Here is a 24,835-nt window from a genome sequence, read left to right on the forward strand (position 1 = left end):
ATATAATATGGGAGGTATTTGAATGCAGATCAGAAAATCAGCGGAGGATTATCTGGAAGCAATTTTAATGCTATCGAAGCAGGGCAGCGCAGTTCGGTCTATTGATATTGCTACCATGCTTGGTGTTTCCAAGCCCAGTGTAAGCCATGCCATGAAGCTGCTTCGTGAAGATGGGTATATTGCTATGGACAGGTATGGTACGGTTACTCTTCTGGATAAGGGGGCTGAGATTGCAAACCATATTTATGAACGTCACAGAGTACTTAGCAGTTTGCTGGAGCGTCTTGGGGTGAATCCTGAGGTGGCCAGAGAGGATGCGTGTAAGCTGGAGCATGATCTCAGTGATGAGAGTTTTTCAAAGATAAAAGAGCATTTCCACAAGGTGATGGGGGAAGTTGAATAAATAAAAAACGGGAGAAAATCTGTTTATATGATTTCTCCCGTTTTTTTGTATATGTTGTTTTCAACGTCATAATATGCAATATTATTTTCGAATGCCAAATTGCAAACAATATTATTATTAACTCAACTTTCCCAGATGACGTTTTGAAATAAAATCTGAATTGAATTTGAAGACATAATCCATTCTTCTATCAAAGGTTTTCAAGCGAATACCGGTATGTGCGGTAATTCTTAGGACTTAATCCAAACTGTCGTTTAAACGCCTTTGAGAAGACGAGCTGATCTGTATATCCGACATTGTCAGCAATCTCCTTTACAGATAAATTTGTTCCTACGAGAAGGTTTGCCGCTTTGTACATCCGAAATTCCAGTAAGTAGTTTCGGATTGTCATGTTTGCACGCTCATTAAAAATACGGTTCAGATACCCCTGAGAAATTCCAATGTGTTCTGCTATATCTGAAACACTAATATCTTTCATATAGTGAGTATTGATATATTCTATTGCAGCATCCAGATGCTGGTTTTTTCCTAAATAATCATCCTGGACGCGTTCTTGCTTCAGAAATTCCTGATGAGTACTTACAAGTAATGCCATAAGCTTCAAAAGCGCAGCTTCTCGAAACAGGCTTCCTGCATAATCCTGAACAACGTGGTCAAATAATTCATCAAAACATTGATGAAGTTTATCTTTGTCTGGAGAGGGTAAAACAAGACGATTTTTCGAAAATCCGCATTGTTTTAAAATCGCGTTTGTACGCAATCCCTTGAATCCAATCCACATATAACTCCATGGATCATTGACATCCGCACAATATACTGTTGGAACACCAGGAGAAATCAGAAACATATGCCCCGGACTAATAGAATAAGTAACACCTTCCACTGAATAAAAGCCAGTTCCCGATATAACAAAATGAATAATATATTCCTCTCTGGTTGCGGAGCAGGCATGGTATGGCAGGCATTGTTCTTTTCCCATATGAACCAGATCCAGTTCCATAGAAGAAAGGCTTAAATCTTCCAGACTACGATATTCCTGACTGTTCATATATTTAACATTTACCATAGAAACTCTCCTTCCTGATTTTTTATAAACAGATACTCGAAAAAATTCAAAAAATCCAATTGAGAAAATAGTTGGTTATGACATATAAAATTCAAAAAAGTATATCTGATTTTAACATATAAAGTCAAAAAAAAACCATACTGTTTTTAACATGATTTTATCAAAATCTTATATGTGAATTATAGCATGTTTTAGATTTTTTATGTCATTGTTATGTAAATAATAATATATAATAAATTCAACTTGAAGATACGTATCATTTATAACAAAAAAACATTTCAAAGTGAAAGGAAAATATATTATGAACAAAAAACTCACAACCTTATTACTGATAGCAACTGTAATTGGCAGTCAGACTGTTTGTGTAAATGCTGCAGAAAAAACCATTACCGTAGCAATTTGGGATAACAACCAGCTTGACGGACTTCAGCAGATTGCAGATGAATGGGGAGTAGAAAATGGATATAAGGTTGAATTTGATGTACTCGGATGGGACAGCTACTGGACAATGCTGGAAGCTGGTGTCTCTGGTGGTGAAATGCCAGATGTTTTCTGGATGCATTCTAACAATGCACTGAAATTTGAAGGTTCCAATATTCTTCTGAATCTGAATGATTATATTGAAAGCGATGACGCAATCAATATGGACAACTATTTTAACGGAATCACAGAACTGTATACAAAAGACGGAGTTCACTATGCGATTCCAAAAGATCATGACACTATCGCAGTGGTATATAACAAAGCAATCTTTGACAAATATGGTGTTGAATATCCGTCCGAAGACTGGACCTGGGATGACTTCGCAGAGGCTGCTCAGGAAATCACAGATAAAGGTGCTGACGATGGAGTATATGGAACTTACTGTAATGTAAGTAACAATCAGGATACCTGGTACAACATCATTTATTCTTATGGTGGAGAAGTTATTACATCAGATAAAACCAAATCAGGATATGACGAAGATGCTACCATCGAAGCTATGAAGTTTGTCGGCGACAAAATTCTTCCAGCCTGCCCTTCTCAGGACGCAATGGCATCTACCGGTGGTGACACTATGTTCCTTTCAGGTCTTGTTGGTATGATCTGTCAGGGATCCTGGTGTATAAACAACTTCTATACTGCTGATCATGCATCTGATTATGCATGGGCTATGCTGCCATATACTGACAGAAACGAAAATGGAACCTGCGAATCAGAAGAACGTTGCTCTATCTACAATGGACTCGGATGGGCTGCCTATTCCCAGACTAAGGATCCAGATGCTGCATGGTCTTTGATTTCTGAATTCTGCTCTGAAGAAGGACAGAAAAAGCAGGCTGAATTAGGCGTAACAATGGCTGCGTATAAAGGTGTTTCCGGTGAATTCGCAAATGCTTATGATGGAATGGATATCTCTCCTTTTATTGATATCGAAGAAAAAGGAACTTTGGTTTTTCGTCCATATTCAAAGAGTGCCGGAACATGGGAATCTGATGTATCGGATGCACTTGTAGAAGCATGGAATGAACCAGATCAGATGGAAACTATTCTGAAAAAGTGTGCGGAAGAAATGAACGAAACAATTTCTGAAGAATAATATTCAGAAGACACGTTATGAGCAAGTGGCGAAGCGGATTGCAAATATCCGCTTGCCAAGCTTTTTAGAAAGGAAGAGTCTGATATGAAAAAAAAGATGACACGTCGTCAAAAATCACAGGCATTTTAGGGAATTGTGTTTATTATGCCAACAATCATCGGTTTATTAATATTGAATTACTATCCGATGATTCAGGTTGCATATCAATCTTTCTGCAAGACAGGTGATTTTGGTATCGGTAATGTCTGGATCGGTTTAAAAAGCTATACAAAGCTGTTTCATGATCCGGAAGTTTTTAAATGTTTATGGAATTCTATCCGTTATTCTCTGCTGAGCATTCCGTTAACATTAATCATTCCTCTTGTCTTGGCAGTATTTCTGAACAGAAAAATGAAATTCCGTAGCGTCTATCGTATGATATTTTTCCTTCCTATGGTTTGTGCGCCAGCTGCAATCGCCATGGTATGGAAATGGATGTATAACCAGGATTATGGTCTTTTAAACCACCTTCTGAATGTAAAAATCAACTGGATCACAAACCCCAAGATTGCAATGCTTTCTGTAGTTATCGTTGGTGTCTGGGGTGCTCTGGGAAATAATATGATTCTTTTCCTCGGAGGCCTTCAGGATATTCCAAAAGATTATTATGAAGCTGCACAGATGGACGGATGCACTGGTATCCGGGCATTCCGATATATCACTGTTCCGCTTCTTTCACCAATGATCTTCTTCGTTTTACAGACTGGTCTAATTGGAGCACTTCAGCTTTTCGACCTTCCGTTTATGATCATGGATCAGACAAGCCGTGCATGGCCTTCAGTCAAAACTATTACCTATCTATTCTATGAATACGCATTTGAGCAGTCCAACCGTGGATACGGTGCAGCAATCGTTATCTTCACTATGGGTATCATTGGAATATTGACCATTATTCTTCAGAAATCTGAGAAAAAATGGGTATTCTATGAATAAGGGGGAGAAAAAGATATGACAGAAAAAAAAAGAACCGTTTCATTAATCATACATATTATTTTGATTGCAGGTTCACTGATCATGCTGATTCCATTTGCATGGATGATACTGACCGCATTAAAAACAAAAAGTGAAGCAATCTCCATTAATCCGTTTTTGATTTTCCCACACAACGGATGGCATTTTGAAAACTTTTCCGAAGTATGGAAATCCTACAATTTCCTGATACTTTATAAAAATACCCTGATCACAATCTTTCTGCGTGTTGTATGCGCCTGCATGACTGCTACACTTGCAGGATATGCATTTGCGCGATTGCATTTTCCATTTAAAAAGTTTTTCTTTTCTCTGATCCTGATTCAGATGATGGTGCCTGGACAGATTTTCATTATTCCACAGTATCTGATGGTATCAAATATGCATATGCTGAATACGAAGTTCGCACTGCTGTTTCCTGGTATTGTCACTGCATTCGGCACTTATCTTTGCAAGCAAAGCTATCAAAGCCTGCCAAAATCCCTGGAAGAAGCAGCGGAACTGGATGGTTGTTCCATACCAAAACAGTTCTTTTATATTATGCTTCCGCTGACCAGATCTTCTCTGGTATCTCTTGGTATCTTTACTGCATTATTTGCTTATAAAGACCTGATGTGGCCAATGATCGTCTGCCCGAAATCCGATGCAACAACATTGACAGCAGCTTTATCAAAAATTCAGGGACAGTTTACAAATAATTATCCGCAAATCATGGCAGGGGCGGTAATGGCAGTTTTGCCTATGTTAATTCTCTATCTTATTTTCCAGAAACAGTTTGTAGAAGGAATTGCGACCTCAGGAGGAAAATTATAAATGAATCGAAAAAATATGTGTGCGGTTCCACCAATGGGATGGAACTCCTGGAATACATTTACTGAAAATATTAATGAAGAGCTGATTTTTGAAATTGTGGATCAGATGAAGGCAATGGGCTACCAGAAAGCAGGTTATGAGTACATTGTAATTGATGACTGCTGGAGTCTGAAACAGCGTGATCATGGGCGTCTGGTACCTGATCCTGAAAAATTTCCTCACGGAATGAAAGCAGTTGCTGATTATGTTCATGCAAATGGTTTTAAGTTTGGTATGTATAGCTGCTGCGGAACCAGAACCTGTGCAGATTATCCGGGAAGCTTTGAACATGAATATGATGATGCAAAGCAATTTGCTGAGTAGGGAGTAGATTTTCTGAAATATGACAACTGCTTTAAACCGCAGCGCCAGGATGTACAGACCTTATATCGTCGCATGGGTCTTGCGCTTGCCAATTGCGGTCGTGACATTGTATTCTCAGCCTGTGAATGGGGATTTTATGATGTTTATAACTGGATAAAATCTACAGGTGCGCATCTGTTCCGGTCTACAGAAGATATCAATGATTCATGGAACTCTATCAAAGATATTGCATTATCCCAGTTAGATAAAATGCCATACTCTGCACCATATTGCCATAATGATATGGATATGCTGGTTGTAGGAATGCATGGAGCAGGTGGCAATGAGTATATTGCTGCTGGCGGATGCAGCACAGAGGAATATCAGACACATTTTGCATTATGGGCAATGATGAATTCTCCATTAATGATCGGATGTGATATCAGAAAAATTTCGGAACAGGATAAAGCAATCCTGCTTAATGAGGATCTGATTGCAATCAATCAGGATATCGAATGCCGCCAGTCTTATGAGGTTCATTGTGAGTCTAATAGTCCGGAAGTGCATGTTCTGGTAAAATTCTTAAGCAACGGTGACCTTGCAATTGCATTTTTCAACATGGGAGATGTTCCGGAAAAATGTGCTGTTGATTTTTGGGATATCGGACTCTCTCTCAATTCCAGATGCAATTTGAATTTTTATGACTGTATTAATCATAAGGATCTTGGAATTCAGAAAGAAGTATTTGCAAAGACAGTTCCGTCACACGGATGTAGTGTTTATCGATGTAAAGTAGTTCCAGAAGGAGAATTGGAATGAGTGATTATCTGTGCATGAAATGTCAGAAAAATTTACAGTCAGATGAGATTGCACTGCACCGTAAGCTTTACGGAATCGCTTCAAGGAAATATATGTGCCTGGATTGCCAGGCACAGTATCTTTCCTGCACACGGGAACATCTAGAGCATATTATTGAAATGTATCATAAAAGTGGCATCTGTGTATTATTTGCAAAACAGTGACACGGAAATTATCAGGTATAGGAAGAATAACTATGAGATGTATGAAGTCTAATATTCAGATTAATTGTTTGAATGAAAAACAACACTTTGCTTTGTCTCCGACAGGAGAAATTTGCACCAAAGATAATTACCAGATTTGCTTTACTGAAGAGGAACAAGAAGGCTGCAGAATCGGAAGCTTAAAATTAAATATTTCCCGCAAAGACACATGGGATATGACGGGGCTGGCACTTGATGCACCAATACAGATTGCACTTGAACTTGATGAAATTCCCGAAAAAATGACATGCATGTACATGTTTAATGAATGGTGGACAAGACCCGCTTTTATTACTGAAATAAATGAAGTGCCAGAAAAAACACAGATTATTTTTTGCAGACAAAATGATCATTACTCATGTTTTCTTCCAATGGTTGGAAAAATTTTTAAAACAACTGTCTGTAGTGGGAAAGCCCAGAACAGAATGTACCTGAAGATGGAGGCAGGTGTTGGCGGTCTCAGAGAACTGGATGAACCCGTTTATCTGATTGCAGACGGAAATACGTTAGAGGAAGCAATCAGAAAAATTTTTCAATACCTGAGCAAAGCTTTCGGTATTCCACTGAGAGAAGAACGCACTTTTCCAGAATTTCTGCAGTATATTGGATGGTGCAGCTGGGATGCATTTTATAAAGAAATCAACGAAGAAAAGTTTCGCGCAAAAGCTGAAGAACTGATTGAAAAACAAGTTCCTGTAAGATGGATGCTTTTTGATGATGGCTGGATGAACGGCAGAGATGATATGCTTTGTGCATATGAACCGGATAAAGAAAAATTCCCAAATGGTTTTGATGCATTGATTACAGATATCAAGCAGAAAAGTAATATTTCATGGTTTGGTGTATGGCATGCATTAGGGGGATACTGGGCAGGTGTAGATCCTGATAGTGAACTCGCACAACTGGAAAATAACCATTTATATGCCACTGTAAATGGAAGACTTGTCCCAAATCCTGTAAATGGAGCCGGATTTTATCGCAACTGGTATCAGCTGTTAAAAAAGCAGCAGATTGATTTTGTAAAAGTAGATGGACAAAGTGCTGTTCCAATCTATTTCCAGCAGGATCAGCCAACTGCAAGTGCTGCAAGAGGTATGAATCGTGAGCTGGACAAAGGTGCGGAAGTGATGAATGGAAATGTCATCAACTGTATGGGCATGGCCATGGAAAGTATTGTTGCTAGACCAAGTACAGGTGTTTCCAGAAACAGCGATGATTTCGTTCCAAATCGTGAAGGTGGTTTTGCAGAACATCTTCTTCAGAATGCATATAATGCCTTATATCATAATGAAATCTACCATTGTGACTGGGATATGTTCTGGACCATGCATCCGGATGCAGTAAAACACAGTCTTTTGCGTGCAGTCAGCGGAGGACCGGTATATTTCAGTGACCGAATCGGAGAGACAAATGCGGATGTGGTTAAAAAGCTTTGTTATCAAAATGGAAAACTTCTTTTGATGCAAAGAGCAGCTAAGCCAACGGAAGATACTGTTTTTACAAATCCATTACAGATAGGAATTCTAAAACTTCAGAATGTTGGTATCTGGTCCGGCAATAAGTTTGGTGGTGTCATTACCGCTTTTAATCTAACAAAAGAAAAACAGGAAACTGTTATTTCTGCAAAAGATATTTCGGAATTAGATGATACTAAAACATACTGGTTATATAATTATTTTTCAAAAAATGCTGAAGTTCTGTGTGGAGGGCAGAAAAAACAGATTGCGTTAGATGCAGGAGAATATGCTTACTATATACTTCTCCCGAATGATGGACCTTTCGCATGTCTTGGACTTGTTGAAAAATATACAGGATTTCTTGCAGTAGAAACGCAGAAAAACGAAGAAAATATAACCTCTTTCAAAATTACAGAAACAGGGAATGTTGTCTGGCTCACAGAGAAAAAGATTAAAAAAGTGACGATAAATGGCAAAGATCTGACAGACAAAGTACAGAAAAATGGATTTGTTTATGAGCTGGTACTTGAAGATTCAGATGAAAATATGATGTTGGAAATAGAGTATCCAACAACAGTATAATCAATTAAGACTTTTGCTGATGAACTTAAAACTATTCTCTTATAATTAAGTGCATAATTATGTAAAACCGCCGACTACTGATTAATTAATAATCAATATCAAGGCGGTTTTTGTTTTCATAAACTGGATTTATACTTGGACCTGATGAATTTTCACGATATTATGCAGATTGTTTCTGTGGAAGCTGTGCGAGGATAATTGCGGCAAACATAATGACGCATCCAAGGATTTCTTTTGTACTTAGTTTCTGATCGAGGATAATCCATCCGGCCAGGACAGAGATGCAGGATTCCAGGCTGAGGATCAGGGATGCCACAGTCGGATTCATGTTCTTCTGTCCGATGACCTGAAGAGTGTAGCCCACACCGCAGGACATGACACCTGCATAGAGGACTGGCTTCCATGCGGCAAGAATGGAAGAAAAATCCGGATGTTCGAATATTAGTGCAGGAATGCCGGAGAGGATTCCGCAGGTCAGAAACTGAATGCAGGAAAGCTTTATGCCGTCTGTTTTTGGTGAAAAGTAATCAATGACCAGTATGTGTGCAGAAAATAAAAATGCACATATAAGTACGAGCATATCACCTTTTCCGATGGAGAAACCATCTGTAATGCACAGAAGATAAAGACCGACCAGAGCCATTGCAACAGCAGCCCATATGAGTTTACTGCATTTTTTTCCGAGGAACAGTCCGAGCACTGGCACGATCACAATATAACAGGCAGTGATAAAACCTGCCTTTCCTACAGTTGTATATTTAATGCCGAATTGTTGAAAATTACTTGCCAGGCAGAGGAAAATACCGCAGATAATGCCGCCGGCGATCAGATCTTTTCGATTCTGTGAAGGTGAGACTGATGTATCAGAGGATGGATCGCCGGAGCTGTTTTTCTGCCCAAAGACAAAGATCAATGGAACTAACACTGCGGATCCGATCAGGGAACGGGCTGCATTAAAGGTGAAGCCACCCACATAATCCATTCCCACGCTCTGAGCGACAAATGCGATTCCCCATACAGTTGCCGTGAGGAGCAGAAGCAGTGAATTTTTTAAAGGTATCTGTTGTTTTTGCATGATGTAAATAATCCTTCCTGATAATGTATAAGCGGATAAGACAAAAATGAATATACGCCTTCATAATTATACAATACAGATGTGGAAAGGGAAAGAAGATTATTGCAGTAATTCCATGAATATAATTCCGGGAAATCAAAAAGAAGCCTCTGCAGGAGACTTCTTTTTCAAATATGGAATTGTAAGTGTCTGACTGTTTATTCAGAATCAGATAAAGATATATTTCAGAATGAACAGTACAGCAAGCACATACATTAGAGCGCTGATTTTCTTTTCTTTTGCTTTGCCTGTAACAACGTTGATGATCACATAGGAGATAACACCCATGGAGATACCTTCGGAAATGCTGTACAGGAATGGCATTGCGATGATTGCGATAAATGCCGGGATTGCTTCAGTCATGTCGTTGAAGTCAATCTTGGTTACTGATGTGAGCATCAGGAATCCAACGATGATCAGAGCCGGTGCTGTGGCAAAGGACGGGATTGCCAGGAAAATCGGGGATAACAGCAGTGATAATCCGAAGAGGATGGCTGCTACCAGGGAAGTAAGTCCTGTACGTCCGCCTTCAGCAACACCGGAAGCACTCTCTACGAAAGTAGTAACTGTGGAAGTACCACACATAGCACCTACTGTAGTTCCTACTGCGTCAGAAAGAAGAGCGCCTTTGATGTTCGGAAGTTTGCCTTCTTTGTCAAGCATATCAGCTTTGGAAGCAACACCGATTAGAGTTCCCAGAGTATCAAACATATCTACAAACAGGAATGCAAACATAATGACTACGAAATCAAGTGTGAAGACAATGGAGAAGTCCATTTTCATAAATGTGGGAGCCATGCTTGGAATGGAGATTCCGTTTGAAAAATCAGGCAGGAGGCTGAACCAGCCGGCTGCAGGATCAGGTTTGTAAAGCCCTGTCAACTGGCAGATAATGCCAAGTCCCCATGTGATCAGGATACCCCAGAGAATGTTTCCTTTTACACCCTTAACAAGAAGGATGGCAGTGATCAGAAGTCCGATCAATGCAAGCAGAACAGTGATTCCCTCAGTATTAAATGTTCCGCCGGAAACGGAGGATTTAAAGGAAAATACGCCTACCAGAGTGGAGTCGTTATTAACTACGATCTTAGCATTCTGCAGTCCGATGAAAGCAATGAAAAGTCCGATACCAACAGATACTGCATGTTTCAGGTTCATTGGGATCGCATTAAAAATTGCCTCACGTACATTGGTCAGAGATAACAGGATAAAAATAATACCCTCTACAAATACAGCTGCCAGTGCCTGCTGCCAGCTGTAGCCCATGCCAAGAACAACAGTGTAGGCAAAGTAGGCATTCAGACCCATGCCAGGTGCAAGAACGAATGGATAATTAGAAAGCGCAGCCATCAGACAGGTTGCAATAAAGGATGCCAGTGCGGTCGCTGTAAAAACAGCACCTCTGTCCATTCCGGATGCCTCCAGAATGTTTGGGTTTACAGCCAGAATGTATGCCATTGTCATGAATGTTGTAATACCTGCCATAACTTCGGTCTTTACATCTGTGTGGTTTTCTTTGAGATGGAATAATTTGTCAAGATTCATAATCTTTCTCCCTTTTGATTTTAAAAATTGCCGGCTGTTTTGCGGTGCCTCAGATAATCATTCCGAAAAAACACCATCAGAATCTGTATTTCCTGCAGTTACAGAATCTTCCTGCCAGCTACATACTTAGCGGTTATGTTGCGGTCATCTGAAAGGTAGATCAGTCTTTCCAGCCTGTTTTTCGGAGAGAGTTTTAATGGAGTTGGAATGGTGCTGTCATTAAGTACAACTGCATCAAATTCATAACCTTCTTTAAAATTTCCTACCTTTCCGAAGAAGGAACCGCCTCCTTCTGTTCCCATATAAAAGGCTTCTTCAACAGTCAGCGGCTTCATGGAAGAATCGATCAGCCGCCAGTACAGTTTGGAAACCTGAATGGCATCAGCCATGGCACGCAGAATGGAAACGGAAGTTCCTCCTGCAATGTCAGATCCAAGTCCGACATGCATACCCTCGTCCAGATATCGTCTGGCAGGAGAGATACCTGAGGAGAGATTTGTGTTGGACTGTGGACAATGTGCAATGTAAACGCCCTGTTTTTTCATAAGGGCAATTTCTTCATCTGAAGAATGAACGCAGTGCGCCATGATCGTCGGACAGTCACCTCCAAAAAGATCAAACTGGCTGTATGCTTCTCCATAGAAATGTGTATTCGGACAAAGTTCCTTTACCCAGGTAATTTCACCGAAATTTTCAGAGAGGTGAGACTGCATTGGCAGGTGATACTTCTTCTGGATTTCAGAAAGCTTTTTCATCAGTTCATCAGAACATGATGGAGTAAATCTGGGAGTAAGGATTGGCTTTGTATTTTCAAACCTGTTCAGGGTATCCTCAATCCACCGGACAGTTGCATCTGCGGAAGCCTGAGCACTCTCTTCCTGTAATTTGGCAGAACCATTGCGGTCCATATTTACTTTTCCCACCATGGTTTTCAGTCCGGTCTTATCCAGCTGCTCCATCAGGATCTCAGTAGCAGGGACATGCAGAGTTCCGAAGATACATGCTCTTGTATTCGGGCTCTTCTTCATATCTTCAGCGAAAATAGAATAAGCTTCCTTTGCAAATTCAGGATCTTCGTAACGTGCTTCCTGTGGGAATGTATAGGTATTCAGCCAGTCCAGTAATTCTAAATCCATACCTGAGGCACGAAATGTGTACTGGGGGGCATGTACATGCAGATCTGTCAGACCAGGAATGATCAGGTCATCTTTATAGTCTGTGCAGGGGATTCCCCTGTATTTTTCAGGGAGCACTGGAAATATTCCGGCACATTTTCCCTGGCTGCAGATCAGATAACTGTTTGGAGTGATGGAAAGTTCCTGAGGGGAGATACTGTAACAAATGGTACCTTTCAGGGCAAATGTATCTGTAAGCATTATTGCCACCTTCTTTCTTTGAAATAAAAGGATTATCAGATGAAATTATAAAGTGTTTCGGGCATAGTGTCAATTGTAATAAATATGACAGAAATATCAACTGACAGATATAAATTTGTAAAGGCTATGTAAAGGAACGTAAGGGTACTGTAATTGTAATTAATTTGATATTCCAGTATTATTATATTGATATTTGGTTAAAATTGGAAGGGGATCTTAAAATGGACATATTAAAAGGTAAACGATATGATATCATGAATGTGCTTTGGGAAGAGGGAAGACCATTGTCTGCTTTTGAGATCAACGAGATTGCACCTGAGCTGAAAATGCCTACTGTGCGCAGATGTCTGGAACTTCTTTTGAAGGAAAATCTGATAAAGGTAGCTGGAACCTCTATGAATGGCAAGGTTTATGCGAGAAACTATACACCTTTGATCACCAGAGAAGAATATCTGAAAGGAAATGCACAGAGCAGAAAGATTTCTCCGGTGGAAATGATGCATGCGCTTTTGGAAACCGAAGGACTTACAGAAGAGGATCTGGAAAAACTTCAGGAGCTATTGGATCGAAAAAAAGCAGAGCTGAAATAAGAAGCGGAAGGAAGCTTTTTTGAAAAAGAACCATAGGATTTTTAATAATAAAAACAGGTTACGGTGCATCTGTGCACCACAGCCTGTTTTTATTATTGGAAATTATTTCTTGTTCTGTTCTACTTCTTTTAACATCATAGCACGAACTTTCAGTGGAAGTCCGAACAGTGTGATGAATCCGTCTGCATCGTGGTGGTCATAGAGGTCACCTGTTGTGAAAGATGCAAGAGATTCATTGTACAGGCTGTATGGAGAAGTGGTACCGGCTTTGATGATATTGCCTTTGTACAGTCTCATCTTAACTTCGCCTGTTACATATTTCTGTGTGGATTCAACGAAAGCCTGGATTGCTTCACGCAGAGGGGTGTACCATTTTCCTTCGTAAACAACCTGAGCGAACTGGCTGCCAAGTTTTTTCTTGGTTTCCATTGTCTCACGGTCAAGTGTCAGTTCTTCCAGCTGCTCGTGAGCTGCCATCAGGATGGTTCCGCCAGGAGTCTCATATACACCACGGGATTTCATACCAACAACACGGTTCTCAACAATATCTACGATACCGATACCATTCTCTCCGCCTAATCTGTTCAGCTCTGTAATGATTTCGGAAACTTTCATTTCTTTGCCGTTTAATGTTTTCGGAACACCCTGCTCGAATGTCATTGTGATCTCAGTATCTTTATCAGGAGCTTTCTCAGGTGTAACACCTAACACAAGCATGTTTTCATAATTCGGAGCCAGGGAAGGGTCTTCCAGCTCCAGACCTTCATGGCTGATGTGCCATAAGTTTCTGTCACGGCTGTAGCTGTGGCTCATATCGAATGGAAGATCGATTCCGTGAGCTTTGCAGAAATCAATTTCATCTTCACGGGACTGCATGGTCCATTTGTCTGTCATACGCCATGGAGCAATGATCTTGATATCAGGAGCAAGGGCTTTGATACCAAGTTCAAAACGGATCTGGTCATTACCTTTACCTGTAGCACCGTGGCAGATAGCAACAGCTCCTTCTTTACGTGCGATCTCAACCAGTTTCTTGGCGATTGCCGGACGTGCCATAGAGGTTCCAAGAAGATATTTATGCTCATATACAGCACCTGCCTGTACACATGGCATAATGTAATTATCACAGAAATCATCTACAATATCTTCAATATATAATTTGGCAGCACCGGATAATTTTGCCCTTTCCTCCAGCCCGTCAAGTTCGTTTCCCTGACCGCAGTTTACGCAGCAGCAGACAACATCGTAATCGAAGGTTTCCTTTAACCACGGGATTAAAGCTGTGGTATCAAGACCGCCTGAGTATGCTAAAACGACTTTTTCTTTCATGATAATAGTCCTCCTGAAATGTATTTTTATAAGAAAATATTTTTGTATAAATATTCAATGAGAAAAACACAGTTTACATTTGTATGTGTTTGACAAGTGATAATATACACCTTTATTTATAAATATGCAATAGGGAAATGGAAAAAAGTTTTATTTGTTTTTGCATAAATATGCAATAAATATTGAAAAATGCAGGGGAATTACAAGAAATAAAATAAAATATATGTAAAACAATGGAAAATAGCTATTGCATAATATGCAGGTAAGATGTATGATTAATCCATCACTCTGATACGGCAGTGTGTTACGGTTTAGTCAGGGGGACATTTGCAATTGAAGCAGGGGACTTACTTGATTCGGTTAAAACACTGCAAAAAAGATTTCAGAGCTTAGAGATTACAGAGACAGAAGTGCAGATTCTCGGATAAAAAACTTCAGAATAAATAGTTTTTTGATCAGGGTAGAGAGAGTACTGTCAGGATATGGAGGAGAAGATTATGATTAAAGCAGGTATTATCGGTGCTACTGGTTATGCAGGGAACGAAATTGTCAGACTGCTGCTGGGACATAAAGATGTGGAAATTGCATGGTATGGTTCAAGAAGTTATATTGACCAGAAATATTCAGATGTTTATCAGAACTTTTTTAAACTGGTAGATGCAAAATGTATGGATGATAATATGGAAGCATTAGCTGATGAAGTGGATGTGATCTTTACAGCTACTCCTCAGGGACTTTGCGCTTCTTTAATTAATGAAGGAATTCTTTCCAAAGCGAAAGTCATTGACCTGAGTGCTGACTTCCGTATTAAAGATGTGAAGAAATATGAGAAATGGTATGGGATTGAGCATAAGGCTCCGCAGTTTATTGATGAGGCGGTTTATGGTTTATGTGAGATCAACCGTGAGGAGATTAAGAAAGCCAGACTGATTGCAAATCCTGGATGTTATCCCACATGTTCTACACTTTCTATTTATCCGCTGATCAAAGAGGGGCTGATCGATCCGTCTACGATTATTATTGATGCGAAGTCCGGTACTTCAGGAGCAGGACGTGGAGCCAAGGTTGCTAATCTGTTCTGCGAAGTGAATGAGAATATTAAGGCTTATGGTGTTGCAAATCACAGACATACACCTGAGATTGAGGATCAGCTTGGTTATGCGTGCGGTAAGGAAGTGCTGATTAATTTTACACCTCATCTGATTCCTATGAATCGTGGTATTCTGGTGACTGCTTATGCTTCTCTGACTAAGGATGTTTCTTATGAAGAAGTGAAGGCAGTTTATGATAAGTATTATGAGAAGGAGACTTTTGTCCGTGTACTTGATAAGGATGTTTGTCCGCAGACTAAGTGTGTGGAGGGAAGTAATTATGTGGATGTGAACTTTAAGATTGATCCGAGAACTCACAGAGTTATTATGATGGGAGCTATGGATAATCTGGTGAAAGGTGCTGCAGGACAGGCTGTACAGAATATGAATCTGATGTTTGGATTTAAGGAGGCTGAGGGACTGCTGCAGGTGCCGATGTGTCCGTAAGTTAAATGAAAAGGGGACGCTCCGGAAATTATTTGGTTTTGAACGCGGTTTCGGGGCTTACTAATTCTAAGTGTTCGTGAATTTGCTAAGGGCATGAGGCGGCTTGTCAAACTCGCTTCGCTCAGACAGTGATGCAGCCGCCTCATAACGCAAATTCCCGAGCACTAAGAATTACTACAGCTCCTGCAAATGCGTTCAAAACCAAATAATTTCCGGAGCTGACTTTTCAAGACGGAAGGGATGTGGATGTCTGACGGACGTGACTGCGCAGAGGACCTGCGGCAGTCGCTGAGAGTGGAGGATGTGGACGGGAAACAAGATAGTTTGTCTTATTATATAGAAAGGATTGAGGTTTTATGAAGATTATAGAGGGCGGCGTTACGGCGGCTAAGGGATTTAAGGCAGCTGCGGCTGCGGCTGAGATTAAGTATAAGGGCAGAACGGATATGGCTATGGTTTACAGTGAGGTGCCATGTGTGGCTGCGGGGACTTTTACTACCAATGTGGTGAAGGCTGCGCCTGTTAAATGGGATCAGGATATTGTTTATAATCATCCGTCTGCACAGGTGGTGATTTGTAACAGTGGGATTGCCAACGCATGTACTGGTGCAGAAGGTTATGGGTATTGTAAGGAGACTGCGGATGCGGCTGCTGAGATTCTTGGGGTGGCTGCTGACAGTGTGCTGGTTGCTTCTACAGGTGTGATTGGTATGCAGGTTCCCATTGACCGTATTAAGAATGGTGTGAAGATGATGGCACCGAAGCTGGAAGGTTCTCTGGAGGCTGGTACTGAGGCTGCGAAAGCGATCATGACTACTGATACCAAGAAGAAAGAGGTTGCTGTTCAGATCGAGATTGGCGGTAAGACGGTTACTGTTGGTGGTATGTGTAAGGGTTCCGGTATGATCCATCCGAATATGTGTACCATGCTTGGTTTTGTGACTACTGATGCGAAAATCTCCAAGAAGATGCTGCAGGAAGCGTTAAGTGAGGATGTTAAGGATACTTACAATATGGTTTCTGTTGATGGAGATACTTCTACCAATGATACAGTTCTTCTTCTGGCTAATGGTCTGGCTGAGAATCCGGAGATCACAGAGAAGGGTGAGGATTACAAGACTTTCAAGGCTGCGCTGAATTATATCAATACTACTCTGGCAAAGAAGATTGCAGGTGACGGAGAGGGTGCGACTGCGCTGTTTGAAGTGAAGATCATTGGTGCAGAGTCTAAGGAGCAGGCAGTTACACTGAGTAAGTCTGTTGTTACTTCTTCTCTGACAAAGGCTGCTATCTACGGACATGATGCAAACTGGGGAAGAATCCTGTGTGCTATGGGATATTCCGGTGCGAAGTTTGATCCTGAGAAGGTGGATCTGTTCTTTGAGAGTAAGGCTGGTAAGATTCAGATTATCGAGAATGGTGTGGCTGTGGATTACAGTGAAGAAGAGGCAACGAAGATTCTTTCTGAGGAAGCTGTCACAGCAATCGCTGATGTGAAGATGGGTGATGCCACAGCAACTGCATGGGGCTGTGACCTGACTTATGATTATATAAAAATCAATGCGGATTATCGTTCATAATAAAGGAGAATACAGATGGTTAATCAGAAATATTTGGACAAGGCGGAGGTGCTGATCGAGGCGCTTCCTTATATTCAGAGATTTAATCGTAAAATCGTAGTTGTAAAGTACGGTGGAAGTGCCATGCTGGATGATGAACTGAAGAAGAATGTGATTAAGGATGTTGTTCTTCTGAAGCTGGTTGGTTTCAAACCGATCATCGTTCATGGTGGTGGTAAGGAGATCAGCCGCTGGGTTGGCAAGGTAGGTATGGAGCCGAAATTTATTAACGGTCTTCGTGTTACAGATAAAGATACTATGGAGATCGCAGAGATGGTTCTTGCGAAGGTGAACAAGGAACTGGTTGCCATGGTGGAATCTCTTGGTGTAAATGCTGTTGGTATCAGCGGTAAAGACGGTGGTCTGCTGAAATGCCGCAAGAAACAGACAGAGGGCGGAGACATCGGATTTGTTGGCGAAGTTACAAAGGTTGAGCCGAAGATTCTGGAAGATCTTCTGGAGAAAGATTTCCTGCCGATCATTTTCCCGGTAGGTTATGACGATGAGTTCGCTACTTATAATATTAATGCGGATGATGCGGCATGTGCCATTGCAGAGGCTGTTCATGCTGAGAAGCTCGCATTCCTTTCTGATATTGAAGGTGTTTATAAAGACAAGGATGATCCGTCCAGCCTGATCTCTGAACTTCATGTAGATGAAGCACAGAAACTGATTGATGACGGTTATGTAGGCGGAGGTATGATTCCGAAGCTGAAAAATTGTATTGATGCCATTGAAGAAGGAGTTAACAGAGTCCATATCCTTGACGGAAGAATTCCTCACAGTTTACTGCTGGAAATTTTTACAAACAAAGGTATTGGTACTGCGATTCTGAGAGAAGACGGGGAGAAATATTACAATGAACATGAATGAACAGATGAAGGAATCTGAAGAGAGTATCCTTCACACTTATAATCGTTTTCCTGTTGTTTTTGAAAAAGGACAGGGATGTTATTTATATGATTCCGAGGGAAAGGAATATCTGGATTTTGCAGCAGGTATTGCTGTAAATTCTCTGGGATATCATTATCCGGGATATGATGAAGCATTAAAAGAGCAGATCGATAAGCTGATGCATATTTCCAACTTATATTACAATGAGCCGATTATCGAGGCAGGTGCGAAGCTGGTAAAGGCAAGTAAAATGAGCAAGGCATTCTTTACTAACAGTGGTACAGAAGCAATCGAAGGTGCTTTAAAAGCAGCTAAGAAATATGCATATGTACGTGACGGACATGCAGATCATGAGATCATTGCCATGAACCATTCCTTCCATGGAAGAAGTATCGGAGCTCTTTCCGTAACAGGAACTGCTCATTACAGAGAGCCCTTCGAGCCTCTGATGGGCGGTGTGAAGTTTGCAGATTTCAATGATCTGGAGAGTGTAAAGGCTCAGATTACAGATAAGACCTGCGCGATCATCACTGAAGTTGTACAGGGTGAAGGCGGTATTTATCCGGCAAGGAAAGAATTTCTGGAAGGTCTGCGCCAGATCTGTGATGAGAAGGATATTATGCTGATCTTCGATGAGATTCAGTGTGGTATGGGAAGAACCGGTTATTATTTTGCATGGCAGGCATATGGTGTTCAGCCGGATATTATGACAAGTGCCAAGGCTCTTGGATGTGGTGTGCCGGTAGGCGCATTTGTACTGGGTGAGAAGGCAGCTAAAGCTTCTCTGGAACCTGGTGACCATGGTACAACTTACGGCGGAAACCCGTTTGTATGTGCTGCAGTCAGCAAGGTATTTGATATTTATGAGAATGATAAGATCATTGAACATGTACAGGAAATGACTCCATATCTGGAACAGAAACTGGATGAAATTGTTGCAAAACATGAATGCGCTGCAACAAGACGAGGCATGGGCTTTATGCAGGGAATCGTGATCCAGGGCCGCCCTGTTGGTGAAGTTGTAAAGGCTGCTCTTGCAAAAAGACTGCTGGTGATTTCTGCAGGCAGTGATGTACTGAGAATCGTACCTCCGCTTGTGATCACAAAAGAACACATCGACAAGATGGCTGCAATTCTGGATGAGTGCATGGAATAATTTTGGTAGTTGAATTAATAAAATTGTGGAAAATTTTGAAGGCTGTTGCGTTTTGCAATGGCCTTCTTTTTTTACAGAAGATATGAATCTTGAAAATTTTATTCGGTTGCAACTGACTCGGACAGAGTCGAATAAAAATTGACATTTGTATGCATCCCGATTAAGGGAGCTGTATAAATAAAAGGCTGATTCCAGTGCCCGTATGGATAGTATAAGTAAATACAGGTTAGCTGCTGTTGGAACAGAAAAAACTGCATGCACCGCCGTTTTTGTCGATAATGTGGCGGACAGATTCGATTCCTATTCCGTTTCCGGAGTGTTTGGAGGATTGGAAAATATTGTTTTTTTGCTGTATTTTGCCATCGAAGGTATTTTCCACATGGATCAGAAGGAGATGATTATGGTGGGGATAAACTTCCACATTAATCTTTCTGCGGGCGGGTACTGTTTTCACGCTTGCCTGGATGGCATTTTCCAGCAGATTGGAGAACACAAGGCACAGATTGATCTCATCTATGGAAAGATCAGCAGGCAGGGAAACCATTGCATGAAAAGGAATGTTTTCTCTTTGGGCAAGGGTGGAATAATATCCGAAAACACTGTCAACAGCCTGATTTTCACAGAAATGCAGATTATAGTCAGAGATTTTGCCGGTTGCAGCAGAGAGATATTCTTTAATTTTTTCTATGTCACCCTGTTCTGCCAGAGCGGACAGACGGACAAAATGATGGCGGATATCGTGACGTGCCTGCCTTGCTTCTTCAATGGCCATGCAGAGATTCTCGTATCTTTCCTGTTGAAGGGAAAGAAAATGGTTCTCCTGCTGAAGTCTGGCATTTCTGTTCAGGCTGACTGCCATTATAAGAAACATGGCATAAAACATGAGCAGGATTATGAGCAGTACAAGACTGAAAACAATATAGCACTGCAGGATCCGTTCGGTATATAAAGTACTGCGGTATTTAGGAATCAAAGTACTGACGGGTGACCAGTTCCTTTTCGCCGGCAGTGTGGATGTGGATCATATGGGAAAAATGCTCTGCGTAGATTATTTTCCGGAAGGGAATCTGAATATTGCTGCCGTTTACCTTTACATCTATGTATTTCCCGGAATCCGGGATGCGGGAAAGGATTTCATCTGTCAGTGCGGAAATATCATTTTCACTGTAGGGCTTTACAAGATAATGCAGAGCCCGGACCTGAAATCCTTCTAAAGCATGGTCAGTGGAAGTTGTTGTAAAGATCAGCAGACAGTCAGTATCTGATCTGCGAAGTTCTTTTGCTGTATCAATCCCGTTAGAACCATTCATATAAATATCCAGAAACACTACCGTGAAAGGACATTCCTTCGCTGCAGAGAGGAAAGTTTCTCCATTTTCATATTCAAATATATCTACGTGGACATTGCGCCTGGAAAACTGAGATTCCAGTCTGTTGCGAAGCAGTGTCCGTTCTTTTGAAATATCATCAACAATTGCAATTCTCATAGTAAATCTTCCTTATATATATTTATAAAATTTCGCCTGCTGAGACTTTTTCATCTGTACAATCTATAGCCGCAGACGAGCAAGTGGTGTAGCTATTTCAAAAACGCTCTGATAACAATATATCACAAAACAATATCATAGATTTGCAATTCGTGTCATTTTTTGTCGTTTCGTGACAGAATTATTGAAAAAATTTCTGACTTTTTTATAATGAGAATAACAAATGGGAGTACATCGAATGGAAGAGGAGGGATGTCGTGTATTGTATTGCCATATTGACTGATCAGGAACAGGAAGGACAGAACTGTGCGGAATACATCAGAAATTACTGTACAGAAAAGAAAGTTTTTCCATTGATTGAAATCTATCAGGATCAGGAACAGTTTTTTGGGCGGACACGAAAAACAGTACCGGCAGTGGTGTTTCTTGCATTGCCAGGGGTGTCCGGGCTGAATGCGGCAGAACATCTCCGTTCCCTATATCCGAAATGTGGGATCATCTGGTGCAGTGATCTTGATTTTTCGCTTCATGCGTTCAGGATGCGGATAGAATATTTTTTTATGAAACCTGTGGAAGAGCAGAAAATAAAAGAAGGACTCTCCATCTGGTTTGAACGCAGAAATGTAATATGACAAAAACACTCAGGAGGAAAACAATTATGAAGAAAAGAGCTTTAATTCTTGCAATGATCGCTTTTATAGCAGCTACAACATCTGAACCGTCAATAAATATGGTACGTGCAGAGGAAACACAGGTAGAAGAAACGCAGACAGAGGAAAGCTTCTTATCTCATTTTTGAAAATGCGTAATTCATTTATAAAGTCAAATAAAGAGGCAAAGCTCAGCAGTTATTCGTCGCTTTCCAAAATCTATACATCTATGCATTTGGTTGATGTGCAGACAAAAAGATATCACATTGTAAAAATGACAGATCAGGTTCTGGAATATTTGGGAAAAGATTTTAAAATGGGAGAAGCCGAAGCAGGTTTATTCCTGTAGACTACGATGAAGATGGAAAACTTTTGCATGTGCTTTTCTGTATTGAGTGTATAGAAGAAGAAAAAAAGCGTGAGAACAGGCTGATTTATCTGGCGCAGACAGATCTTATGACAGGATTATGTAATCGTGGAAGCGGAGAAAAAAAGATTACTGAATTTTTAAAGAAAAAAACAGGAGGATTGCTTTGCCTGATCGACTGTGACAAATTTAAATCCATCAATGACACCTACGAGCATTCTGTAGGAGATAAGGTGATCATAGCTGTTGCGGAGAAGTTACAGAAAACATGTCGTGACAGTGATGTGGTTTTGCGGCTCGGAGGTGATGAGTTCGCAATATTTATGCCGAAAATGTTTGAGAGAACAGTAGCTGAGAAATTTTTTGAACGACTTTTTGAAAATATCCGACAGATTGATATCATAGAGATGCAGGGAAAGAGCATAGAAATAAGTCTGGGTGCGTGTTTTTATAATGGATATGAAGGGGTTTCTTTTGATCAGCTGTACAGAAAGGATGACAGGGCAATGTATCAGAGTAAAAAGCAGAAAGGCTGCAGCGCTGTAATTTACGGGGAGGAAATGTCGAATTCTATTCGGATGCAACCGGGTCAACTGTAACCGAATAAAAATATCGTTATCAATCAGGGAGTGAATGCTAGCTGTCACTGCATAAAATCAGTCGGAATAATATTTGTAAAACAGAATAAACTAATAATAAAGAATAAAAGAGGTACTGCTAAACAGCGGTGCCTCTTTTCGACATAAGAAAATGAAAACTGTTTTGTAATTTATCAGGTTATCAGGAGGGGAAGTTTATGTGGGGATTTATAGTGGCGCTGATTTCGGGAGCACTGATGAGCATTCAGGGTGTTTTTAATACGGAAGTGACAAAGCAGACCAGCCTTTGGGTATCAACCGGATGGGTGCAGCTGTCGGCTTTTGCAGTCTGTGTTTTGGCCTGGCTTTTCACAGGACGGGAAAGTGTGGCTGCACTTTGGCAGGTGGACAATAAATATACACTCCTTGGTGGTGTGATCGGAGCGTTTATTACAATTACAGTAATCCAGAGTATGGGAGCACTTGGACCGGCAAAGGCAGCAATGCTGATCGTTATTTCGCAGCTGGCAGTTGCTTATGTAATTGAATTGGCCGGGTTGTTTGGGGTAGATAAAGAACCATTTGAATGGAGTAAGGTAATGGGATTGCTTATTGCAATAGCCGGAATTGTAATATTTAAATGGGAAAATTGACGGGAAAGAATAGGTGCTGTTATTGCAGGGTGAGATAGGAATTTTTTAAAATTACTATTGTAAAAACGTTAAGATTTCGTTACAATAGAGTATGGCATTATGGACAAGGGGACTCTGACTTTGAAAGGGGAGGAGAGAACCTTGCGGAAAAACAGAAATCAAAAACGTCTGTGCTGTCTGATGATGGCAGTGTTATTTTTGATTTTTACAGCTCTGACAGGATGTAAAAATCAAGAAGCACAGTTTCTCATCGATGGATTTCAGGAGGCAAAGGCTGAGGTAGATGCTGAGGAAGCGCAGAAAGCAGACTCCGAAGGACAGGAACAGCAGACGGAAACTGATAAAAAGGAAAAGCATTCTGAAAAAGAACAGGTTCGGGAACCTGAGACAGAAGCTACAGAGGTTTCTCAGCAGGAGAAACCAGAAAAGAGTAAGATTTATGTGGATATTTGTGGAGCAGTGGTGAATCCGGGTGTGTTTCAGTTTGAAGAGGGAAGCCGGGTTTTCCAGGCAATAGAAGCAGCCGGTGGATTTTTACCGGAGGCAGCGCAGACCTGCGTAAATCGTGCCGGCATTCTCACAGACGGGGAACAGCTTTATATACTGACCCGGGAGGAGCAGACACAGATGAACCTGAAGCCAGGGCAGAGTGCTGACGGAACCGGACAGATTCAGGAAACAGCCGGAGGTACTGTGACAGGCGAAGGCCTGGAACAGAATGGAAAGGTTAATATAAATACAGCGGATGAGTCAGGCCTGACCACGTTAAGTGGAATCGGGGATACCAGAGCGAAGGCGATTATTGCCTATCGGGAAGAGAATGGACCATTTGCAACAATTGAGGACATTATGAATGTATCGGGCATCAAGGAAGGTACATTTGAAAAGATAAAAGATGACATAGTAGTAGGATAAGGAGAAGCTGATGAGCAGGAAAGTTTTGGTAGTAGACGATGAGAAGTTAATTGTAAAGGGAATCCGTTTCAGCCTGGAGCAGGATGGAATGGAGGTTGACTGCGCCTATGACGGTGAGGAGGCAGTGGAGAAAGCCAAGGAGAAAAAATACGATATCATTCTTCTGGATCTGATGCTTCCAAAGATGGACGGTCTGGAGGTATGTCAGCAGATCCGTGAATTCTCCAATGTGCCTATTGTCATGCTTACTGCCAAGGGTGAGGATATGGATAAGATCCTGGGTCTGGAATATGGCGCTGATGATTATATTACCAAGCCCTTTAATATTCTGGAGGTAAAAGCCCGTATTAAAGCTATTATGCGCCGTGCCGGAAGTGACCACGATGAGAAAGAAAAGGCAAAGACAATTGAGGTTGGAGATCTCCACATGGACTGTGAGGGAAGACGTGTATTTATTGCAGGAAAAGAAATTAACCTTACTGCAAAGGAATTCGATGTTCTGGAACTTCTGGTATTCAATCCCAATAAAGTATACAGCCGTGAGAATCTGTTGAATATTGTCTGGGGATATGAATATCCGGGAGATGTCCGTACTGTGGATGTACATATCCGTCGCCTTCGTGAGAAGATTGAGACCAATCCAAGTGAGCCGAAATATGTGCATACCAAATGGGGCGTGGGCTATTATTTCCAGGCACAATGATCTGTCAGAA

At 41.0% G+C, this 24,835-nt stretch carries 25 protein-coding genes and 1 pseudogene; 19 read left to right on the plus strand and 7 right to left on the minus strand.

The window, feature by feature from the left end:
* Positions 1-22 precede the first annotated feature (22 nt).
* On the plus strand, positions 23-403 hold the full coding sequence (locus ACTNC6_RS09130) for a metal-dependent transcriptional regulator (protein WP_441034097.1): 381 nt from the start codon (positions 23-25) through the stop codon (positions 401-403).
* A 190-nt stretch (positions 404-593) separates the two neighbouring features.
* Here ACTNC6_RS09130 and ACTNC6_RS09135 read toward each other — a convergent pair whose 3' ends face one another.
* Positions 594-1,469: an AraC family transcriptional regulator gene (locus ACTNC6_RS09135; protein WP_441034095.1), complete on the minus strand. Its 876-nt coding sequence runs from the start codon at positions 1,467-1,469 to the stop codon at positions 594-596.
* 301 nt (positions 1,470-1,770) lie between these two features.
* On the opposite strand from ACTNC6_RS09135, the gene ACTNC6_RS09140 reads away from it, so the two are divergent.
* The 7 genes and pseudogenes from ACTNC6_RS09140 to ACTNC6_RS09170 all read left to right on the plus strand — a co-directional run bounded on the left by ACTNC6_RS09140 (position 1,771) and on the right by ACTNC6_RS09170 (position 8,311).
* Complete coding sequence (locus ACTNC6_RS09140; RefSeq protein ID WP_441043919.1) at positions 1,771-3,048, plus strand: ABC transporter substrate-binding protein; 1,278 nt, start codon at positions 1,771-1,773, stop codon at positions 3,046-3,048.
* 144 nt (positions 3,049-3,192) lie between these two features.
* Complete coding sequence (locus ACTNC6_RS09145; protein WP_441043921.1) at positions 3,193-4,020, plus strand: carbohydrate ABC transporter permease; 828 nt, start codon at positions 3,193-3,195, stop codon at positions 4,018-4,020.
* 15 nt (positions 4,021-4,035) lie between these two features.
* A complete protein-coding gene (locus ACTNC6_RS09150; protein WP_441034088.1) occupies positions 4,036-4,869 on the plus strand; it encodes a carbohydrate ABC transporter permease in 834 nt (277 codons plus the stop codon).
* A 33-nt stretch (positions 4,870-4,902) separates the two neighbouring features.
* Positions 4,903-5,709 (plus strand): annotated as a pseudogene (locus ACTNC6_RS09155) (glycoside hydrolase family 27 protein); the annotation flags it as partial.
* A gap of 63 nt (positions 5,710-5,772) precedes the next feature.
* Positions 5,773-6,030 (plus strand): hypothetical protein, encoded by a 258-nt coding sequence (locus ACTNC6_RS09160; protein WP_441043939.1) that lies wholly within the window; start codon positions 5,773-5,775, stop codon positions 6,028-6,030.
* On the plus strand, positions 6,027-6,233 hold the full coding sequence (locus ACTNC6_RS09165; protein ID WP_026649642.1) for a hypothetical protein: 207 nt from the start codon (positions 6,027-6,029) through the stop codon (positions 6,231-6,233). The genes ACTNC6_RS09160 and ACTNC6_RS09165 overlap by 4 nt, the downstream gene beginning before the upstream one ends.
* A 32-nt stretch (positions 6,234-6,265) precedes the next feature.
* Complete coding sequence (locus tag ACTNC6_RS09170; protein ID WP_441043922.1) at positions 6,266-8,311, plus strand: Sip1-related alpha-galactosidase; 2,046 nt, start codon at positions 6,266-6,268, stop codon at positions 8,309-8,311.
* A gap of 160 nt (positions 8,312-8,471) precedes the next feature.
* Here the strand turns inward: ACTNC6_RS09170 and ACTNC6_RS09175 are convergent, their stop codons facing one another.
* The 3 genes from ACTNC6_RS09175 to ACTNC6_RS09185 all read right to left on the minus strand — a co-directional run bounded on the left by ACTNC6_RS09175 (position 8,472) and on the right by ACTNC6_RS09185 (position 12,346).
* Positions 8,472-9,371: a DMT family transporter gene (locus ACTNC6_RS09175; RefSeq protein WP_441043940.1), complete on the minus strand. Its 900-nt coding sequence runs from the start codon at positions 9,369-9,371 to the stop codon at positions 8,472-8,474.
* Between the two features lie 222 nt (positions 9,372-9,593).
* Positions 9,594-10,970 carry an NCS2 family permease gene (locus ACTNC6_RS09180; RefSeq protein ID WP_441034081.1) on the minus strand — a complete coding sequence of 459 codons (1,377 nt, stop codon included), beginning with the start codon at positions 10,968-10,970 and terminating at the stop codon, positions 9,594-9,596.
* 98 nt (positions 10,971-11,068) lie between these two features.
* Positions 11,069-12,346 (minus strand): amidohydrolase family protein, encoded by a 1,278-nt coding sequence (locus tag ACTNC6_RS09185; RefSeq protein WP_441043923.1) that lies wholly within the window; start codon positions 12,344-12,346, stop codon positions 11,069-11,071.
* A 221-nt stretch (positions 12,347-12,567) separates the two neighbouring features.
* Here ACTNC6_RS09185 and ACTNC6_RS09190 point away from each other — a divergent pair, with 221 nt between their 5' ends.
* Positions 12,568-12,936 (plus strand): BlaI/MecI/CopY family transcriptional regulator, encoded by a 369-nt coding sequence (locus ACTNC6_RS09190; protein ID WP_019160697.1) that lies wholly within the window; start codon positions 12,568-12,570, stop codon positions 12,934-12,936.
* A 102-nt stretch (positions 12,937-13,038) separates the two neighbouring features.
* Here ACTNC6_RS09190 and ACTNC6_RS09195 read toward each other — a convergent pair whose 3' ends face one another.
* Positions 13,039-14,265, minus strand: a complete 1,227-nt coding sequence (locus ACTNC6_RS09195) for an argininosuccinate synthase (protein ID WP_019160698.1) — start codon at positions 14,263-14,265, stop codon at positions 13,039-13,041.
* A 497-nt stretch (positions 14,266-14,762) separates the two neighbouring features.
* On the opposite strand from ACTNC6_RS09195, the gene argC reads away from it, so the two are divergent.
* The 4 genes from argC to ACTNC6_RS09215 all read left to right on the plus strand — a co-directional run bounded on the left by argC (position 14,763) and on the right by ACTNC6_RS09215 (position 19,472).
* Positions 14,763-15,803: an N-acetyl-gamma-glutamyl-phosphate reductase gene (gene argC / locus ACTNC6_RS09200; RefSeq protein WP_173744104.1), complete on the plus strand. Its 1,041-nt coding sequence runs from the start codon at positions 14,763-14,765 to the stop codon at positions 15,801-15,803.
* A gap of 356 nt (positions 15,804-16,159) precedes the next feature.
* Entirely contained in the window at positions 16,160-17,383 is a 1,224-nt protein-coding gene (argJ, locus tag ACTNC6_RS09205) for a bifunctional glutamate N-acetyltransferase/amino-acid acetyltransferase ArgJ (RefSeq protein ID WP_441034075.1), read from the plus strand.
* 15 nt (positions 17,384-17,398) lie between these two features.
* Positions 17,399-18,295: an acetylglutamate kinase gene (argB, locus tag ACTNC6_RS09210; RefSeq protein ID WP_020993510.1), complete on the plus strand. Its 897-nt coding sequence runs from the start codon at positions 17,399-17,401 to the stop codon at positions 18,293-18,295.
* On the plus strand, positions 18,282-19,472 hold the full coding sequence (locus ACTNC6_RS09215) for an aspartate aminotransferase family protein (RefSeq protein ID WP_441043924.1): 1,191 nt from the start codon (positions 18,282-18,284) through the stop codon (positions 19,470-19,472). The genes argB and ACTNC6_RS09215 overlap by 14 nt, the downstream gene beginning before the upstream one ends.
* A gap of 226 nt (positions 19,473-19,698) precedes the next feature.
* Here ACTNC6_RS09215 and ACTNC6_RS09220 read toward each other — a convergent pair whose 3' ends face one another.
* Positions 19,699-20,343 (minus strand): sensor histidine kinase, encoded by a 645-nt coding sequence (locus ACTNC6_RS09220; protein ID WP_441043925.1) that lies wholly within the window; start codon positions 20,341-20,343, stop codon positions 19,699-19,701.
* 91 nt (positions 20,344-20,434) lie between these two features.
* A complete protein-coding gene (locus ACTNC6_RS09225; protein WP_441034067.1) occupies positions 20,435-20,959 on the minus strand; it encodes a LytR/AlgR family response regulator transcription factor in 525 nt (174 codons plus the stop codon).
* Positions 20,960-21,216: 257 nt separating this feature from the next.
* On the opposite strand from ACTNC6_RS09225, the gene ACTNC6_RS09230 reads away from it, so the two are divergent.
* The 6 genes from ACTNC6_RS09230 to ACTNC6_RS09255 all read left to right on the plus strand — a co-directional run bounded on the left by ACTNC6_RS09230 (position 21,217) and on the right by ACTNC6_RS09255 (position 24,825).
* Entirely contained in the window at positions 21,217-21,591 is a 375-nt protein-coding gene (locus tag ACTNC6_RS09230) for a response regulator (protein WP_441034065.1), read from the plus strand.
* 26 nt (positions 21,592-21,617) lie between these two features.
* Positions 21,618-21,758 (plus strand): hypothetical protein, encoded by a 141-nt coding sequence (locus ACTNC6_RS09235; protein ID WP_441034063.1) that lies wholly within the window; start codon positions 21,618-21,620, stop codon positions 21,756-21,758.
* Positions 21,759-21,987: 229 nt separating this feature from the next.
* Positions 21,988-22,575: a GGDEF domain-containing protein gene (locus ACTNC6_RS09240; RefSeq protein WP_441043926.1), complete on the plus strand. Its 588-nt coding sequence runs from the start codon at positions 21,988-21,990 to the stop codon at positions 22,573-22,575.
* A 197-nt stretch (positions 22,576-22,772) separates the two neighbouring features.
* On the plus strand, positions 22,773-23,207 hold the full coding sequence (locus ACTNC6_RS09245; RefSeq protein WP_441043927.1) for a DMT family transporter: 435 nt from the start codon (positions 22,773-22,775) through the stop codon (positions 23,205-23,207).
* 141 nt (positions 23,208-23,348) lie between these two features.
* On the plus strand, positions 23,349-24,122 hold the full coding sequence (locus tag ACTNC6_RS09250) for a helix-hairpin-helix domain-containing protein (RefSeq protein ID WP_441043928.1): 774 nt from the start codon (positions 23,349-23,351) through the stop codon (positions 24,120-24,122).
* A 10-nt stretch (positions 24,123-24,132) separates the two neighbouring features.
* Positions 24,133-24,825 (plus strand): response regulator transcription factor, encoded by a 693-nt coding sequence (locus ACTNC6_RS09255; RefSeq protein WP_019160710.1) that lies wholly within the window; start codon positions 24,133-24,135, stop codon positions 24,823-24,825.
* Positions 24,826-24,835: the final 10 nt, after the last annotated feature.

The sequence above is a fragment of the Blautia sp. HCP3S3_C4 genome (genome assembly GCF_052064095.1).
Taxonomy (GTDB): domain Bacteria; phylum Bacillota; class Clostridia; order Lachnospirales; family Lachnospiraceae; genus Blautia_A.